Raw genomic sequence first — 16,086 nt, 5'->3', positions numbered from 1 at the left:
CCCGGCTCCGGGCCGGCGGGTCCGCCCCGCTCCGGGCCCGCCGGCCGGACCGCGCTCCCTTCACGGTTCGGTGAGATGGCGGTCGACGAACGCCGAGGCCGCGGGGAGCAGGCGCGTGGCCTCCCGCTCGAAGTAGGCCCTGGCCTTGTCCCCGGGCCAGCCGCCCGGCAGCAGCTCGGCGGGGAGGCCCGGGTCGCGGAAGAGGAAGTTGCGCCAGCCGTGCAGCAGCCTGCTCCGGACGGCGAAGACCCGGTCGTCGTCGGCGTCGTCCGGCAGCGAGTCGACCAGCTCCACCGCCCGGGCCAGCCACTCCTCGTAGGCCGCCGCGATGGCGTCCAGGTCCCAGGTGCGGGCGACGAGCGCCCGGGGGTCGCCGTCGAGCACCGCTTCGAAGCGCTCGGCGTGGATCTCCTCGCCCGCGAGCAGCGGGTCGAGCTCGGGCGAGGGATGCGGGCCGATCCAGGTGCCCTCCGTCAGCGGCGCGTAGCCGAGGAAGGACAGGTCGGCCCTGAGCCGCTCCCGCCGGGGCCGCTCGCGCACCGGTTCGATCACGAGCAGGTGCCACCGGCCCGACCAGGTGATGGTCCCGGCCCGGTAGATCCGCAGCGCGGCCTCGTCGAGCCGCCGCACGCATTTCGGGGTGACCTCGTAGCCGGGGCCCTGAGGCAGCCGGGCGGGCGTGAGCCAGCCCTGCCGGACCATGCGTGAGATGGCGGTGCGCACGGCCGGGGCCGCGATCTCCAACGGGGCGAGCAGGCGGACGAGGGCGGCGACGGACGCGCGGCCGCCCCGGGAGCGCAGGTGGTCACCGTACAGGTCGAAGAGTGCGGCGCGGGCGTTCACAGGGACCAGTTTGGTCGGCGGAGGAGTCCCGGACAACGGTATCGGGCCTCCGGTGGAACCGGCCTGGAACCTGATCGTTCCCATTCCGAGCGTGGAGGCGGGATAATAGGACATCACAGAAGACGTGAATGCGTCGGCCACCCTCGGGTCAGTCGGAGATCCGGAGCCCGAAGCAGGAAGGGATACACGCATGGCGGCGATGAAGCCGAGGACCGGTGATGGTCCGCTGGAGGTCGTCAAGGAAGGCAGGGGGATCGTCATGCGGGTTCCCCTGGAGGGTGGCGGCCGGCTCGTCGTCGAGCTCTCCGCGGACGAGGCCGGCGCCCTGGGTGAGGAGCTGAAGAAGGTCGTCGGCTGAGACCGGCCCGATGACACGGTCTGACGACACGGCCCTGGCCGCAGGGCCGCCCCCGCGGCGGCTCGCGCCAGGGCCGCGGCGTTCCGCCCCGGTCCCGCACCGGAGTCGCCGAGGTCCCGTGCCGAGGCCGGGGTCTCCACGATGGAAGGAATGAGCGACGTGCCCCTGGAAACCTCGATCAGTACGGCCGCACGGCCGCCGGAGGACGCCGCGCTGCTCGCGGTGCCCTTCGCGGCGGACCTCGACCCGCCGGTCGGGCTGCCCGTGCCCGCCGCCGCGCTGCTGGCCTGCTACGAGGCCAAGGGCGAGGCGGGGGAGATCGTCGAGGTGCCGGTGGCCCGGGGTGAGGCCGTCGGCCGGATCCTGCTGTACGGGATCGGCGACGGTTCGGCCGACGCGCTGCGCAAGGCGGGCGCGGCGGTGACCCGCCGGGGCAGGGGCCGCGAGGAGATCACCGTCGTGCCGCCCGGGGCGTCCGCCGGAGCGGTGGCCGCGTTCACGGAGGGCGCGCTGCTGGCCGCCTACACCTTCCGGATCGGCGAGACCGCCGCCTCGTCCCGGCCGGTGGCCTCGATCCGGCTCGTCACCGGAGCCACCGGAGCCCCCGGAGACGACCGGGGGACCGGAGCCCCCGGAGACGACGGGAGGACCGGCGACGCGGCGGAGACCGGCGGGACCGGGGAGACCGGGACCGCCGCCGTCGAGGCCGGGATCGCCAGGGGAAGGGCAGTGGCCGGCGCCGTCGCGCTCGCCAGGGACCTGGCCAACACCCCCGCCTCGGTGAAGACCCCCGCCTGGCTCGCCGAGCGCGCCGCGGAGCAGGGCGTCACCACCAGGATCTGGGACGAGCGGGAGCTGCGGGCCGGCGGGTTCGGCGGCATCCTCGCCGTCGGCCAGGGCTCGGTGAGCCCGCCGCGGCTCATCCAGCTCTCCTACGAGCCGGAGGGCGAGGCCACCGGGCACGTGGTCCTCGTCGGCAAGGGCATCACCTACGACACCGGCGGCCTCTCGCTCAAGCCCACCGAGGGCATGAAGTTCATGAAGACCGACATGGCGGGCGGCGCGGTCGTCATCGCCGTCCTGGGCGCGCTGGCCGCCCTCGGCGCGCGGGTCCGCGTCACCGGCCTGATCGCCGCGGCGGAGAACTCCTTCTCCGGTACGGCGCAGCGTCCCAGCGACGTGATCACGCAGTACGGCGGGCGGACCGTCGAGGTGCTCAACACCGACGCCGAGGGCCGGCTGGTGATGGCCGACGCGCTGGCCTACGCCGACGCGGAGCTGGACCCGGACGTCATGGTGGACATCGCCACGCTGACCGGGGCGATCGGCATCGCCCTGGGCAAGGGCCTGGGGGCGCTCTTCGCCTCCGACGACGGGCTGGCCGCGGAGCTGGCCGGGGCGGGGGAGGCCAGCGGCGAGCGGCTCTGGCGGATGCCGCTGATCGACGACTACGTCCCGGCGCTGGAGTCCTCCGTGGCCGACCTGGCCAACATCGAGGCCGGGTCCGCCTACGGCGCCGGCTCGATCACCGCGGCGCTGTTCCTGCGCGAGTTCACCGGCAAGCGGCCGTGGGCGCACCTGGACATCGCGGGCGTCGGCCGCAGCACGGTGGACGAGGGCCTGTCCGCCAAGGGGGCGACCGGCTTCGGCGTCCGCCTGCTGCTGGAGTGGCTGTCCGGCCGCTGAACCCGGGCGGCGCGAGAGCGGCCGGGGCGCGGCCTCGCCCCGGCGGAGTCGCACACCCGGGGACTCCGCCGTCCGGCGGAGCCGCCGGGACGCGGCCGCCGCCCTCGGCGCCGCGGCCTGCCGGGACTCGGCCGGCCGCCGGGTCAGCCGGTGAGCTTGACCGCGGCGAGGATGCCGCCCCCGAGCGGGAGCAGCAGGGGGCGGAGCCGCTCGTCGGAGCGGACCAGCTTGCCCAGCTCGCGGACGGCGACGGTGTCCGGGTCGCGCCGGGCGGGGTCGGCGACCCGGTGGTGCCAGAGCGCGTTGTCGAAGACGACGACGCCGCCCGCGCGCAGCAGCCGGACGGACTCGGCCAGATAGTCGCCGTACTCCTGCATGGCGCCGTCGCAGAAGACCATGTCGTAGCCGCCGTCGGACAGGCGCGGCAGCACGTCCAGGGCCCGGCCGGTGATCAGCCGGACGCGGCCGCCGGAGAAGCCCGCCTGGGCGAAGCTCTGCCGGGCCAGGCGCTGGAGCTCCGGCTCCACGTCCACGCTGGTGAGCGTGCCGTCGGGGCGCATGCCGCGGAGCAGCCACAGACCGGACACCCCGCAGCCGGTGCCGATCTCCACCACGGCGCGGGCGTTGACGGCGCTGGCGAGGAAGCAGAGGGCGGCGCCGCCGCTGGGCGAGGTCGGGGTGATCCCCACCTCCAGGCTCCGCTGCCGGGCGAGGCGGAGGATCTCGTCCTCGGGGTGGAAGTCCTCGGCATAGGCCAGAGTGGCCTCCAACGGACTTGTCGGCGTCTCTGCCATCGGCCTCTCCTCCCGCTCTCTCGTGCACAGTCGCATGGGCGCTGGGTCGCAGCCTAAGGGAGGAGGCCCGGATCGGGAACTCATGCCCCGGGCGGGACGTTGCATGGATTAAAGCGGCGTTTGCCGGTCCTGTGGGTAGTGAGCGCGCACGAAGGGACGAAACCAGGCACTATGGCGATAGCGGTGGTCCCGAAGAGAGGGGTGCTGGTGGACGAGCCCGACCACCAGGTGGATGCTCCCGTGTCCGACTGGAAGCCTCCCACCTGGGACGAGGTCGTCCGGACCCACTCGGCGCGCGTCTACCGGCTGGCCTACCGGCTGACCGGGAACGTCCACGACGCCGAGGACCTGACCCAGGAGGTGTTCGTCCGGGTCTTCAGGTCCCTGTCGAACTACACGCCCGGCACCTTCGAGGGCTGGCTGCACCGCATCACCACCAACCTGTTCCTCGACATGGCGCGGCGCAAGCAGCGGATCAGGTTCGAGGGGTTCGCCGACGACGCGGCCGAGCGGTTGCGCGGGCGCGAGCCGTCCCCCGCCCAGGTGTACGACGACACCCATCTGGACGCCGACATCCAGGCGGCGCTGGACGCGCTGGCCCCCGAGTTCCGCGCCGCCGTCGTGCTGTGCGACATCGAGGGGCTCTCCTACGAGGAGATCGCCGCGACGCTCGGCGTGAAGCTCGGCACCGTCCGCAGCCGCATCCATCGCGGCCGGGCACAGTTGCGTGACGCGCTGGAGCACCGCGCGCCCCGCAGCGAGCAATCCCCCCCGACCATCACCCGCGGGGAGGAGTTCGCATGACAGACCACAGGCATTCGAAGCGACGGACCGGGACCGAGGGCGAAAGTGTGAACGCGAGGCGAGGACCCGGACCGGACCCGATCATCAAGGGCGACCGCCACGACGAGCCGCTCGGCAAGGAGGCGGCATGAGTCATCTCGGAGAACGCGTTTCCGCGCTCGTCGACGGCGAGCTGAACCACCATGAGCGCGACCGCGCCCTGTCCCACCTGACCTTCTGCGCCGACTGCCGCGCCGAGGTCGACGCCGTGCGAGCGCTGAAGAGCCGGCTGCGGTCCCTGGACGGGCCGTCGATGCCGACGGACCTGACCGTCTCGCTGCTGCGGATGGCCGAGCCCGGTGGCCCGCTGCCGCCGCGGGAGCGGCCCTTCCCCGCCCCCCGGACCTTCGGGGGGGCGCCGATCCCGAGCATGCACAGCATCGCGCCGCCGGACAACCGGCCGCGCGGCCGGGCCGGCGGAGCCCGGCGGTCACGCCGGGCGGGTTACGTGGCCGTGGGATTCGCCTCCGCGGCGGTGGCGCTCGGCACGCTGTTCGTCGTCGGGGGCGCCGAGTCCAACCCGCGCGTGCCGCCGGTCGACATGTTCGCCAACCAGCCCGGGAGCCCCGCGAACACGGTGCACCGCGGCGGTACGGCGACGCCCGTCCCCTCGCTGACGCCGTCGCCCGCCAGGTGATCCGCCCGCCCGTCACCGGGCCCCCGGAGGCGTCCCGCCCCCGGAGCCGGTGGCGGGCGGTCGTGTTTCCGGGTTTCCGGGGTCCCGCGGGGCGGGTGCCGGGGTCGCGGCTCGTGCACGGCGAGTCTCCGGGATACTGGTATCCGAGGCATCCGGACGGGCAAATCGCGCTTTATGTCTCTCGTATGCAGCTCCGGGGAAGATTGCCTGGCTGCCGCCGGCGAGCGGCCTCATACGAGGCTAAGGAGTAGTGAGTATCCGATGACGACCGACGATCCCCGCACCCACGAGGCGCACGATGCCGAGGGGCGTGCGCCGTCGGACTTCAGCGGCGGCCGGGGCCCGGCTCCGGAGTCCTCGCGGCCCGACTTCCTGCCCGCGGGCGAGACCACGGGCCTGCACGGCGGCGGGCAGCCGGGTGACGAGGGGTGGAGCCAGCTGGGGCAGCCGCCGGCGCCGGGCGGGTGGAGCGGTGAGCAGCCGGCGGCCCCGGTCGCGCAGCAGCGCCAGGACGGCTGGGTGGACGCGCCGGAGGAGAGCGGCTGGGGCGACCCCTCGGGCCGTCCGCGCCCGGAGCCCGCGGTCGCGGGCCCGCCGTACGGACAGGCCGCCGGTCACACGGGGGTCATGACGGCCCCGCCGCCCCCGCCTCCGCAGGCGTTCGGCATGGGTCCCGGCTGGGCCCCGCCTCCGCCGCCCGGCGGGCCGGCGGGCGCCACGGCGGCCGCCGGGCACCGCGGGCCGGGCACGAGGACGCTCGTCGCCCTCGCGGTGGTGATCGCGCTGCTCGCCTCGACGCTCGGCAGCGTCGGCACCTATCTCCTCACCCGGCCGAGCGGTTCGGGCGTGGACCCGTCCTACCGGATCCCCGCGGCCTCCGGCGGTTCCACCGCCCGGCCGCCGGAGTCGGTCGCGGGCGTGGCGTCCAAGGTGCTGCCCAGCGTGGTCTCCCTGGCCGTCGAGGCCGGCGGGGGCGCGGGCACCGGCTCGGGCTTCCTGATCAAGGGCGGCTACGTGGTGACCAACAACCACGTGGTCGCGGCCGCGGCGAGCGGCGGGCAGATCCAGATCCAGTTCAACAACCGCAAGTCCACCGCGGCCAGGATCGTCGGCCGCGACCCCGAGTCCGACCTGGCCGTGGTCAAGCCGGACGACACCTTCGGCATGCCGGAGATCACCCTCGGCGACTCCGACAACGTGGTGGTGGGCGACCCGGTCATCGCGATCGGCTCCCCCCTCGGCCTGACCGGCACGGTCACCACCGGCATCGTCAGCTCGCTCAACCGGCCGGTCCAGGCGGGAGAGGAGAACAGCTCCGACACCACCTGGTTCAGCGCGATCCAGACCGACGCCGCCATCAACCCCGGCAACTCCGGGGGTCCGCTGGTCAACGCGCGCGGCGAGGTGATCGGCGTCAACTCGGCGATCGCCACCCTCGGCAGGCAGGTCGGCGGTCAGAGCGGCAGCATCGGCCTGGGCTTCGCGATCCCGGTCAACCACGCCCGCCGGGTCGCCGAGGAACTGGTCACCACCGGCTCCGCGAGCAAGTCGCGGATCGGCGTGCTCATCGACCAGGCCTACCAGGGCACCGGGGTGCGGATCAGGAGCGAGGCGCAGGACGGCCAGGCGCCGGTCTCGCCCGGCGGGGCGGCGGACAAGGCGGGTCTCAAGCCCGGTGACGTCATCCTGGAGGTCAACGGCCTCACGCTGCAGGACGGCAACGAGCTGATCGCGCTGGTCAGGGGCAGGGCTCCCGGTGACAGGCTGGAGGTCAAGTTCCAGCGGGGCGGCCAGGAGAAGACGACCACCGTGATCGTGCAGGCCGATCGCGCCACGCCCACGCCGCGGCCCTCCTGACCGGCGCTCCGCGGGAGCATCCTCGCGGCCGGGGGCATTAGTCTGGAAGCGCTCCGGGACCCGTCCCGGAGCGCTGACCTTAAGGGGGGTCCGATGAACCCGCGCTCGAGAAGGGCCGCATCCGCCGGGCACTCCCTCGTGCTGAGCCGCTAGGAGATCGCCGTGTTCGGACTCGGGTGGTTTGAGGTCGCGGCACTGGTGGTCATCGCCCTGCTCGTCTTCGGGCCGGAGAAGCTCCCCCAGGCCGCCGCGCAGGCGGGCCGGACGCTGCGCAACCTGCGGCGGATGGCCAACAACGCCAAGGACGACCTACAGGCGGGCCTGGGGCCGGAGTTCGCCGACTTCGACCCGGCGGACCTCAACCCGAAGAACTTCGTCCGCAAGCACCTGACGGCCGACCTCGAGGACGACTGGAACGGCGCCGCCTCCGCCGCGGTGCTCGCCACGCCCGCCTACGGCCCGTCGTCGTACGCGGCCGAGGCGGCCGAGGAACTCGGTTACGGCGAGATCCCGCCGTACGACTCCGAGGCCACCTGAGGTCCGGCGGGCCGCGCCCGCCGGAAGACGAGAGAGGAGGCGCCCCCGGTGAGGGGCGCCTCCTCTCGCGTTCCGTCCGGGCCGTGCCTCCGCGGATGCGGAGCACGGACCGCGGACGCCCGCTCAGCGGCCCCGGGTGGGGGAGATGCCGAGCTGGAGGCCCTTGAGGCTGGTGGACTTCTTGCTCAGACCCGCGGCGATGCGGTGCAGCTCGGCCGCGGCGGGAGCGTCCGGGTCGGTGAGCACGAGGGGCTTGCCCTCGTCGCCGCCCTCGCGCAGCCGCATGTCGATCGGGACCTGGCCGAGCAGCGGCACCCGGGCGCCGAGCGTGCGGGTCAGCGCGTCGGCCACGGACTGGCCGCCGCCCTCGCCGAAGACCGAGATCCGTTCGTCGCAGTGGGGGCACGGCAGCCAGGACATGTTCTCGATGACGCCGGCGATCTGCTGGTGGGTCTGCGCGGCGATCGACCCGGCCCGCTCGGCCACCTCGGCGGCGGCCTGCTGCGGGGTGGTCACCACGAGGATCTCGGCGGACGGCATGCGCTGCGCCACCGAGATGGCGATGTCGCCGGTGCCCGGCGGCAGGTCCATCAGCAGGACGTCGAGGTCGCCCCAGTAGACGTCGGCGAGGAACTGGTGCAGCGCCCGGTCCAGCATCGGGCCGCGCCACACCACCGGGGTGTTGCCCTCCGGCTTGAACATGCCGACCGAGATGACCTTGATGTCATGCGCCACCGGCGGCATGATCATGTCCTCGACCTTGGTGGGCCGCTCGGAGACGCCCAGCATGCGGGGCACGCTGTGGCCGTAGATGTCGGCGTCCACCACGCCGACCTTGAGGCCGTTCGAGGCCATGGCGGCGGCGAGGTTCACCGTGACGGAGGACTTGCCGACGCCGCCCTTGCCGGAGGCGACGGCGAAGACGCGGGTCAGCGAGCCGGGCTTGGCGAAGGGGATCTCCTTCTCCGGCCCCCGGTCGCCGCGCAGCTTGGTCTGCAGCTCCTTGCGCTGCTCGGCGCTCATGACGTCCATCTCGACCTGGACGCCGGTCACCCCGTCGACGCGCGAGACCGCGGCGGTGACGTCGCGGGTGATGGTGTCCTTCATGGGGCAGCCCGACACCGTGAGGAAGATGCCGACGCGCACCACCCCTTCGGGGGAGATGTCGACGCTCTTGACCATGTCGAGCTCGGTGATCGGCCGACGGATCTCAGGGTCGTTGACGGTCGCGAGAGCGGCCGTCACGAGTTCCGGGGTAGGTGCCATCGAAGTGTGGGCACGAGACCGCCACCGGTGAGGGCGACGGGGGATGCCGTCCCTCCTTGTCTGTGTGTCGTCCGGGCGTTCCTCGGGCGGGTCCATCGTATGAACCCGGGAGGCGTGCGAAGAATTCCGGGTGCTCGGTGCCGCGGAGGCGTCTTTGACGTCCTGTTACCCGCCGGGGCGGGGTCCAGGGGCGCCTCGTCGCGCGATCCGGACAATTCGCTATGTAGATGCGTGTGCAACGTTCTAAGGTTACTGCGTGACCCTGACGGCGGGCGAGTCAAGAGATGCCATCGGCTCGGAGGAGCTGGAGGTCTGGCGCATGCTCCAGCGGGCCCAGGTGCGGATCACCCGGCTGCTGGAGGCGGACCTGATGGTCGCGCACGACCTGGCGCTGGCCTCCTACGACGTGCTCAACCAGCTGGCCGAGTCGCCCGGGCGGCGGTTGCGGATGAACGACCTGGCCGAGCGGGTGCTGCTCTCGCGCAGCGGCCTGACCCGGCTCATCGACCGGCTCCAGCGCGACGGCCTGGTGGAGCGGGAGGCCTGCACCAGCGACGCACGGGGCCTGTTCGCGGTGCTGACCGACGCCGGCGCCGACCGGCTGGCCGAGGCCGCCCCCACCTACCTGCGGGGCATCCGCAGCCGGTTCCTGGACGTGCTCGACGAGGACGAGCTGCGCCAGTGCGCGGCCATGCTGAACAAGCTGTTCCCGGAGCCCGCCGGATAGCGGCCGGAGACGCCCCGGCGGCGCGGCTCCCGCCGGGGCGCCGCCGGCCGTGCTCCCGGACGGGACGGGCTCCGGCGGTTCAACGAGGGCTCTTCGATCGGGCCGGGACGGGTTCGTACGGCCCGCGCGCCTCGCGGAGGTCCTCGGCCAGGTGCTGGAGCTCCGAGCGCAGGTAGTCGCGGGTGGCCACCTCGCCGAGCGCGATGCGCAGCGCGGCGATCTCCCGGGTCAGATACTCGACGTCGGCCTGGTTGCGCTCGGCGGCCCTGCGGTCGTGCTCGTTCTGCACCCGGTCCCGGTCGTCCTGCCGGTTCTGGGCGAGCAGGATCAGCGGGGCGGCGTAGGAGGCCTGGAGCGAGAGCATGAGCGTCAGGAAGATGAACGGGAAGGGGTCGAAACGCAGGCCCTGCGGGGCGAAGACGTTCCACAGGATCCAGACCGCGACGAACACCGTCATGTAGACGATGAAGCGCGCGGTGCCGAGGAAGCGGGCGATCTGCTCCGACAGCCGCCCGAACGCCTCCGGGTCGTAGTGCGGGCGCAGGCGCAGGCCCAGCTCGCGGGGCTGGTCGAGCCGTTCGGTCACGGGTTCCCTCCGCGGTCCTCTTCTTCCCGCCAGTCGCCGGGAAGCAGGTGGTCGAGCACGTCGTCCACGGTGACCGCGCCGACGAGCCGGCCGGCGTCGTCGACCACGGGCACCGCCACCAGGTCGTAGGTGGCCAGGTAGGACGTCACCTGTCTCAGGGTGAGCTCCGGCCTGATCGGGTCGAGCGAGTCGTCCATGACCGTGCCGAGCAGGGTGGACGGAGGCTCGCGCAGCAGCCGCTGGAAGTGCACCAGGCCGAGGAACCTGCCGGTCGGCGTCTCGACGGGCGGGCGGGTCACGTAGACCTGCGTGGCCACGGCCGGGATGTGGTCCCGCTGCCGGATGACCGCCAGCGCCTCGGCGACGGCGGCGGTCGGGGGCAGGATCAGCGGCTCGGACGTCATGATGCCGCCGGCGGTGTTCTCGGGGTAGACCAGCAGCCGCCGGACCGGCGCGGCCTCCTCGGGCTCCATCAGCGCCATCAGCGCCTCGGCCTGCTCGGGGGAGAGGTCCTGGAGCAGGTCGGCGGCGTCGTCGGGCCGCATCTCCTCCAGCACGTCGGCGGCCCGCTCCGGGTGCAGGCGGCTCAGGATGCCGATCTGGTCGCGCTCGGGGAGCTCCTCCAGCACGTCGGCCAGCCGTACGTCGTCCAGGGCCGCGGCGACCTCGACCCGCCGCTTGTCGGACAGGGTGTGCAGGGCGCTGGCCAGGTCGGCCGCGCGCATGGTCTCGAAGGCGGCCAGCAGGCTCGCCGCGCCCTGGTCCTTCTGCACGGCGCTGAAGCCCTTGACCTCGCGCCAGTCCACGATCCTGCTCGCGCCGCGCCGCCGCAGGCCGAGCGTCCCGCCGCTCCTGGCCAGGGCGACCTTGGTGACCAGCCACTCGGAGGTGCGGGTCTTCTCCATGGCCAGGTCGAGCACCGTCATGCGCTCGCCGTCGACCTCCACGGACAGGTCGAGCATCTCGCCGATGACCAAGGTCTCCGAGGCGCGCTGCTCGAACCTGCGCATGTTGAGCCGGCCGCTGAAGACCAGGGCCCCGGCCTCGACGGTGAGCACGCGGGTGATCGGGAGGAAGACCCGGCGGCGCGGCTGCATCTCCACCACCAGGCCGTGGACGTGAGGCGGGGCGGATCCGGCGACGGTCACCACCACGTCCCGCACCCGGCCGATCTGGTCCCCGGCCGGGTCGAAGACGGGCGTGCCGGCGAGCCGGGCGATGAAGATCCTCACATTCGAAGCGTAGGCGGTGGCCCGGGGCAGAGGGCCGAGGCACGCTCACATGCCGGACATTTCTTGCCCCTGCCTCTCCGGCGTGACAGCATCAAAGCTCGCAAACGGTAATTACACGGATGGTGTCACATGAGGCGTGCCGGCCTGCTGATCGCGTTCGCGTCCTCCTGGTGCTTCGCGTTCTCCGGACCGATGGCCAAGTACCTCGGCGGCGGCGGGCTGGCCCCGCTGGAGTCCGTCTGGGTCCGGATGGCCGGGGCCGGGCTGCTGCTCGTCGGCATCCTGGCGGCGGTCAGGCCCCGGGCGCTGCGCATCCCCCGCGCCCGGCTGCCGTTCTTCGGCGCCTACGCGGTGGTCGCGGTGGCGGGCGTGCAGGCGCTGTACTTCGCGGCGATCACCCGGCTGCCGGTGGGCGTCACCCTGCTGATCGAGTTCACCGCGCCGGTGTTCGTCGTGCTCTGGGTGCGCTTCGTCCGCCGGGTACGGCTGCCCCGGGCGGCCTTCACCGGGGCGGTGGTGGCCGTGGCCGGGCTCGGCATCGTGGTGGAGGTCTGGTCCGGCCTGAGCCTGGACCCGTTCGGCCTGCTGCTGGCCTTCGGCGCCGCGGCGTGCTGCGCAGGATACTTCCTGCTCAGCGACGGCTTCGGCGACGACGTCGACCCGCTCGGCCTGATCGCCTGGGGCCTGGTCGGCGCGGCGGTCGTGCTCGTCCCGGTCTCCCGGCCGTGGGACATCCCGTGGCGGGCGTTCGGCGACGCCGTCTCGCCGTCGCCGGACGCCCCCGTCCTGCCGGTGGCGGCGGCGGCGCTCTGGATGATCGTGGTCGCCACGGTCGCCGCCTACATCCTCGGCGTCACCGCGGTGCGCCGGCTGTCGGCCGCGGTCGGCTCCACGGTCGCCTCGCTGGAGGTCATCGCCGGCGCGGTCATCGCCTGGCTCCTCATCGGCGAGGCCCTGGGCGCCTTCCAGATCCTCGGCGGCCTCATCGTCCTGACGGGCGCCTACCTCGCCCAGCGGGCCACCGCCGAGCTGCCGGCCCGGGCGGCCGGGGTCGGGGAGCCGGTCACCGCGGCGTGAGCCGTACCACCTGGGACTCGGCGGCCCAGCGGGCCGTCAGCCCCGCGCCGTCGGCGGCGTTGAGCCGGTCCTTGGCCAGCGCGGCCACCGCGTCGGCGGCCTCGGCCTGGTCCACCACCTCCACCGAGACGTCGAAGGAGACCAGCCGCGCGCCGTTGTCCTTGCTGCGCAGCGTCACCTCGACCCGGCCGGCCTCGGTCAGCCCGGGCAGCGACTGCTCGCCGCCGCCGGTGACCACGTAGATCGCGCCGTCGTGCCAGGTGTGCCAGGCCAGCCGGGGCCGGTCCAGCGAGAGCCACAGCACGCCCGACTTCTTCGCGCCCTCCTCGATCACACTCATGAAAAGAATGTACGGCCCGCGCCCTTGCGAGCCCCGGGCGCGGGCCGTACACGATCGGGGCGGATCAGCGGCGGGCCAGCTTCCACGCGGCGGGGAGCAGCCCGGCCGCGGCGAGGATCTTGAGGCCGTCGCCGATCAGGAAGGGCAGGACGCCTCCGGCGAAGGCGGTGCCGAGGTCCAGGTCCTTGGCGATCATGAGCCAGGGCAGGCCGAAGGCGTAGATGATCAGAGTGCCGAGCGCCATCGTGCCGAGCGTGCGGACCGGGGTGCGGTCACCGCCGCGGCCGGCGAGGGCGCCCACCACCGAGGCCGCCACCACGAAGCCGACGATGTAACCGACCGTCGCGTTGCCCCCGGCGGGGGAGAACCACGGCACGCCCAGCTGGCCGAGCGCGAGGTACAGGGCCATGCCCAGGAACGCGCGCGGCAGGCCGAGCGCGGCTCCCGAGAGCAGGACGGCGAAGGTCTGCATGGTCAGGGGGACGTCGGTTCCCGGGATGGGGAAGCTGAGCTGGGCGGCCACGCCGGTCAGCGCTGCGGCGCCCACGACGAGAGCGGCGTCGCGGACCCAGGTCCCCGGGATGAGGTCGGACAGTACGGCGGGCTGAGCCACCGGAGAAGCGTTTGCCATCGTTTCGTCTCCCTTTGCCGAAGCGTGCTCCCCATTATTCGGACATCCGGCCCGTGGTCCGCTCAAGGGGTGCGCCAAGAAACAGGGGTCGGAGTTTGTGCGGGCGCGACAGCGCCCCCGTCCGCGGAATCTGCCGGGGTGCCCGCTACGGTGTGGCCATGCGCTCCCGACGTTCGTGCCTGGCGGTCCCCGGCAGCAGCCCCCGGTTCCTGGAGAAGGCGCAGGGCCTGGCCGTCGACGAGGTCTTCCTCGACCTGGAGGACTCCGTCGCGCCGCTGGCCAAGGAGGAGGCGCGCAGGAACATCGTGGCCGCGCTGCGCGAGGGCGACTGGTCGGGCCGGGTCCGGGTGGTCCGGGTCAACGACCTGTCCACGCAGTGGACCTACCGGGACGTCATCGAGGTCGTCGAGGGCGCCGGGGAGTTCCTCGACTGCCTGATGCTGCCCAAGGTCGAGGACGCCGGGCAGGTGACCTGGCTGGACACGCTGCTGACCCAGATCGAGAGGGCGAACGGGCTGCCGGTCGGCCGGATCGGCATCGAGGCGCAGATCGAGAGCGCCCGCGGCCTGGTCAACGTGGACGCCATCGCCGCCGCGTCGCCCCGCCTGGAGACGCTGGTCTTCGGCCCCGCCGACTTCATGGCCTCGATCAACATGCGGACCCTGGTCGTCGGTGAGCAGCCTCCGGGCTACACCGAGGGCGACGCCTACCACTACATCCTGATGCGCATCCTGATGGCCGCCCGCGCGCACGACCTGCAGGCGATCGACGGGCCCTACCTGGCCATCAAGGACCTGGACGGCTACCGGCGGGTGGCCGCGCGCTCGGCGGCCCTCGGCTTCGACGGCAAGTGGGTGCTCCATCCGACCCAGATCGAGGCGGCCAACGAGGTCTTCTCGCCGTCCCAGGAGGACTACGACCGCGCCGAGCTCATCCTCGACGCGTACGAGTACTACACGACGGTGGAGCGGCGCGGCGCGGTCATGCTGGGCGACGAGATGATCGACGAGGCGTCCCGGAAGATGGCGCTGGTGGTGGCGGCCAAGGGCCGCGCGGCCGGACTGCCGCGCACCACCGCCTTCACCCCGCCTGCGGCTTGACCGCGATGGCGGTGAGGAACCACGGCGGCCTGCACGCCGCCTAGAGCTTGACCCCGATCGTGGTGAAGAACCACAGCGACGAGGTCACCCAGAGGCCGGCCAGCGCGGTGAACGCCAGCCCGCCGAGCAGCGGGAGGGTCCAGCCGGGCAGTCCGCGCTTGGGCAGGGCCAGCATCTTCGCGGTGAACACGCCGTAGAAGAAGCAGCCCAGCAGCGAGTGGACCAGCACGCGGGCCACGTCGAACTGGGCGCCCAGCGCGTACAGGCAGTGGAAGGCCACCGGGATCGTCAGCAGGAACGCCGCCCGGCCCGACCAGCGGTGCAGGGCGCCGATCCACGGCGCGTCCAGCCTGATCCGGCCCCACATCACCAGCGCGGAGAAGACCTGGACCCCGGCGAGCAGGAACGCGCCGGTGGTGAGCCAGGACTTCATGGCCAGCGGCCCGGAGAACCCGGCGGGGCCGACCGCGAAGCCGGTGGGCGTGTGGGTGCGTCCGTAGACGCCGAGCGCGACCGCGACCAGCCCGCCGACGACGAGCGGGACGAGCAGCGGGGCGAGGTTCTGCCGGGGCGGGACCCGCAGGGCCTGCGTGTCGTCCGCGGTGCCGTTCGCTGGGGTGCCGCTCATCAGAACTCCTCGATGAACTCGTCGACGTCCTTGGGATCGACCTGCTCGCCGTTGACGGTCGCGTTCTCCCCGGGCTCGGGGACGGCGACGTCGGCGGGCGCGCCGTCGACCAGGGTCAGGCCGACGCGGGTGCCGTCGGCGAGGTAGATCCATCCGGCCCGGACCTTCGCGCCGCGGACGATCGCGCTGGCCCGGTAGAGGCCCGACGGCTTCTTGACCGTCGGTGCGGTGAAGTCCCACTCCTTCGAGCCGAACTCCAGCGTCCCGGTGGCCCTGCCGCCACCGAGTGCGGCGGTGAGGGAGGCCCCCTCGGGCCCGGTCAGCACGACCTTGCCGTCGGCGGCCTTCCCTCTGAGCCAGGCCTCGACCCTGCCGTCGCAGAAGTAGCCGACGGCCTTGCCGTTGCGGATGGAGACGGCGACGAGCCCGCCGTTGCCCTTGACCCGGCCCGCGTAGTCGGCCTTGGCCGGGACGGGCTTGGCGGTCCTGGACGGCGCGGGCGCGGCCGAGGCCTCCGAGGTGGCCTCGGCCACCGCGGCGGGTTCGCCCGCCGCGCCGGCGTCCCGGGCCGGCGGTGAGGTGGTGGCGCTGAGCGCGCCGAGCGCGACGGTCGTCACCGCGCCGGCCGCCAGCGTGAGTACGGGCCCCAGCCGTTTCATGTTCGCTCCCTGGGGTCGGGGTTTCCTGCCCTCATGAAAGCTCCCACCGGCCGTGGTGTCTGTGAAGTAATGCGCACTGGGGCGGAGAGGAGAGATTCCTGTGCACCCGGGAGCGGTCGAAATCGGATTCGCCATTTCTGGCGGTGACAAATCTGGCGCTGGACCGATAAATCTCGCTAGAGAGGTCTCGCCAGGAGGGCTCCGGCATGTTGGTCTGGATGGGGCGCGGCCCGCCGGGACCGCGCGACGGTGAGAGGTGATGTTTCAGTGGGACGGGGTTCGAAC

Annotated in this window: 19 protein-coding genes; 10 read left to right on the top strand and 9 right to left on the bottom strand. The window is 73.2% G+C overall.

What is annotated here, in order from left to right:
• Positions 1-60: 60 nt before the first annotated feature.
• A complete protein-coding gene (locus tag IEZ06_RS05100; protein WP_189235475.1) occupies positions 61-843 on the bottom strand; it encodes a PaaX family transcriptional regulator in 783 nt (260 codons plus the stop codon).
• A 190-nt stretch (positions 844-1,033) separates the two neighbouring features.
• Between IEZ06_RS05100 and IEZ06_RS05095 the strand changes: the two genes are divergently transcribed.
• Both IEZ06_RS05095 and IEZ06_RS05090 read left to right on the top strand, forming a co-directional pair.
• Entirely contained in the window at positions 1,034-1,201 is a 168-nt protein-coding gene (locus IEZ06_RS05095) for a DUF3117 domain-containing protein (RefSeq protein WP_068901342.1), read from the top strand.
• 150 nt (positions 1,202-1,351) lie between these two features.
• Positions 1,352-2,887, top strand: coding sequence for a leucyl aminopeptidase family protein (locus IEZ06_RS05090; protein WP_229797796.1), 1,536 nt, complete (start codon positions 1,352-1,354; stop codon positions 2,885-2,887).
• Positions 2,888-3,030: 143 nt separating this feature from the next.
• On the opposite strand, the gene IEZ06_RS05085 is transcribed toward IEZ06_RS05090, so the two are convergent.
• Positions 3,031-3,681, bottom strand: a complete 651-nt coding sequence (locus tag IEZ06_RS05085) for an O-methyltransferase (RefSeq protein WP_189235473.1) — start codon at positions 3,679-3,681, stop codon at positions 3,031-3,033.
• Positions 3,682-3,852: 171 nt separating this feature from the next.
• Between IEZ06_RS05085 and sigE the strand changes: the two genes are divergently transcribed.
• The 5 genes from sigE (at position 3,853) to IEZ06_RS05065 (ending at position 7,555) form a co-directional block, all read left to right on the top strand.
• On the top strand, positions 3,853-4,485 hold the full coding sequence (gene sigE, locus IEZ06_RS05080) for an RNA polymerase sigma factor SigE (RefSeq protein ID WP_189235472.1): 633 nt from the start codon (positions 3,853-3,855) through the stop codon (positions 4,483-4,485).
• Positions 4,482-4,616 carry a hypothetical protein gene (locus tag IEZ06_RS37085; protein WP_268245577.1) on the top strand — a complete coding sequence of 45 codons (135 nt, stop codon included), beginning with the start codon at positions 4,482-4,484 and terminating at the stop codon, positions 4,614-4,616. Before sigE ends, IEZ06_RS37085 begins: the two co-directional genes overlap by 4 nt.
• Positions 4,613-5,161, top strand: a complete 549-nt coding sequence (locus IEZ06_RS05075) for an anti-sigma factor family protein (protein ID WP_189235471.1) — start codon at positions 4,613-4,615, stop codon at positions 5,159-5,161. The genes IEZ06_RS37085 and IEZ06_RS05075 overlap by 4 nt, the downstream gene beginning before the upstream one ends.
• Positions 5,162-5,422: 261 nt before the next feature.
• Complete coding sequence (locus tag IEZ06_RS05070; RefSeq protein ID WP_189235470.1) at positions 5,423-7,018, top strand: S1C family serine protease; 1,596 nt, start codon at positions 5,423-5,425, stop codon at positions 7,016-7,018.
• A gap of 162 nt (positions 7,019-7,180) precedes the next feature.
• A complete protein-coding gene (locus IEZ06_RS05065) occupies positions 7,181-7,555 on the top strand; it encodes a sec-independent translocase (RefSeq protein WP_189235469.1) in 375 nt (124 codons plus the stop codon).
• 123 nt (positions 7,556-7,678) lie between these two features.
• Here IEZ06_RS05065 and IEZ06_RS05060 read toward each other — a convergent pair whose 3' ends face one another.
• Entirely contained in the window at positions 7,679-8,821 is a 1,143-nt protein-coding gene (locus tag IEZ06_RS05060) for an Mrp/NBP35 family ATP-binding protein (RefSeq protein WP_068901354.1), read from the bottom strand.
• Positions 8,822-9,077: 256 nt separating this feature from the next.
• Here IEZ06_RS05060 and IEZ06_RS05055 point away from each other — a divergent pair, with 256 nt between their 5' ends.
• Complete coding sequence (locus IEZ06_RS05055; RefSeq protein WP_229797795.1) at positions 9,078-9,548, top strand: MarR family winged helix-turn-helix transcriptional regulator; 471 nt, start codon at positions 9,078-9,080, stop codon at positions 9,546-9,548.
• Positions 9,549-9,627: 79 nt separating this feature from the next.
• Here IEZ06_RS05055 and IEZ06_RS05050 read toward each other — a convergent pair whose 3' ends face one another.
• Positions 9,628-10,134 (bottom strand): DUF1003 domain-containing protein, encoded by a 507-nt coding sequence (locus IEZ06_RS05050; protein WP_189235468.1) that lies wholly within the window; start codon positions 10,132-10,134, stop codon positions 9,628-9,630.
• Entirely contained in the window at positions 10,131-11,366 is a 1,236-nt protein-coding gene (locus IEZ06_RS05045) for a magnesium transporter MgtE N-terminal domain-containing protein (RefSeq protein WP_229797794.1), read from the bottom strand. The genes IEZ06_RS05050 and IEZ06_RS05045 overlap by 4 nt, the downstream gene beginning before the upstream one ends.
• Positions 11,367-11,495: 129 nt before the next feature.
• Between IEZ06_RS05045 and IEZ06_RS05040 the strand changes: the two genes are divergently transcribed.
• Complete coding sequence (locus tag IEZ06_RS05040) at positions 11,496-12,443, top strand: EamA family transporter (RefSeq protein WP_189235467.1); 948 nt, start codon at positions 11,496-11,498, stop codon at positions 12,441-12,443.
• On the opposite strand, the gene IEZ06_RS05035 is transcribed toward IEZ06_RS05040, so the two are convergent.
• Positions 12,430-12,783 (bottom strand): hypothetical protein, encoded by a 354-nt coding sequence (locus IEZ06_RS05035; RefSeq protein ID WP_189235466.1) that lies wholly within the window; start codon positions 12,781-12,783, stop codon positions 12,430-12,432. The two genes, IEZ06_RS05040 and IEZ06_RS05035, sit on opposite strands and share 14 nt — an antisense overlap.
• Positions 12,784-12,847: 64 nt before the next feature.
• Positions 12,848-13,414, bottom strand: a complete 567-nt coding sequence (locus IEZ06_RS05030) for a biotin transporter BioY (RefSeq protein ID WP_189235465.1) — start codon at positions 13,412-13,414, stop codon at positions 12,848-12,850.
• A gap of 158 nt (positions 13,415-13,572) precedes the next feature.
• Between IEZ06_RS05030 and IEZ06_RS05025 the strand changes: the two genes are divergently transcribed.
• Positions 13,573-14,514, top strand: a complete 942-nt coding sequence (locus IEZ06_RS05025) for an HpcH/HpaI aldolase/citrate lyase family protein (RefSeq protein WP_189235464.1) — start codon at positions 13,573-13,575, stop codon at positions 14,512-14,514.
• A gap of 40 nt (positions 14,515-14,554) precedes the next feature.
• Here IEZ06_RS05025 and IEZ06_RS05020 read toward each other — a convergent pair whose 3' ends face one another.
• Together IEZ06_RS05020 and IEZ06_RS05015 are read right to left on the bottom strand one after the other, a co-directional pair.
• Positions 14,555-15,142, bottom strand: a complete 588-nt coding sequence (locus IEZ06_RS05020) for a DUF6529 family protein (protein WP_203871821.1) — start codon at positions 15,140-15,142, stop codon at positions 14,555-14,557.
• A complete protein-coding gene (locus tag IEZ06_RS05015) occupies positions 15,142-15,801 on the bottom strand; it encodes a hypothetical protein (RefSeq protein ID WP_189235463.1) in 660 nt (219 codons plus the stop codon). Before IEZ06_RS05015 ends, IEZ06_RS05020 begins: the two co-directional genes overlap by 1 nt.
• Between the last annotated feature and the right edge of the window lie 285 nt (positions 15,802-16,086).

This window comes from Planomonospora antibiotica (assembly GCF_014647955.1).
In the GTDB taxonomy this organism is placed as follows: Bacteria; Actinomycetota; Actinomycetes; order Streptosporangiales; family Streptosporangiaceae; genus Planomonospora; species Planomonospora parontospora.
This window is presented reverse-complemented; position numbering and strand designations above follow the sequence as displayed.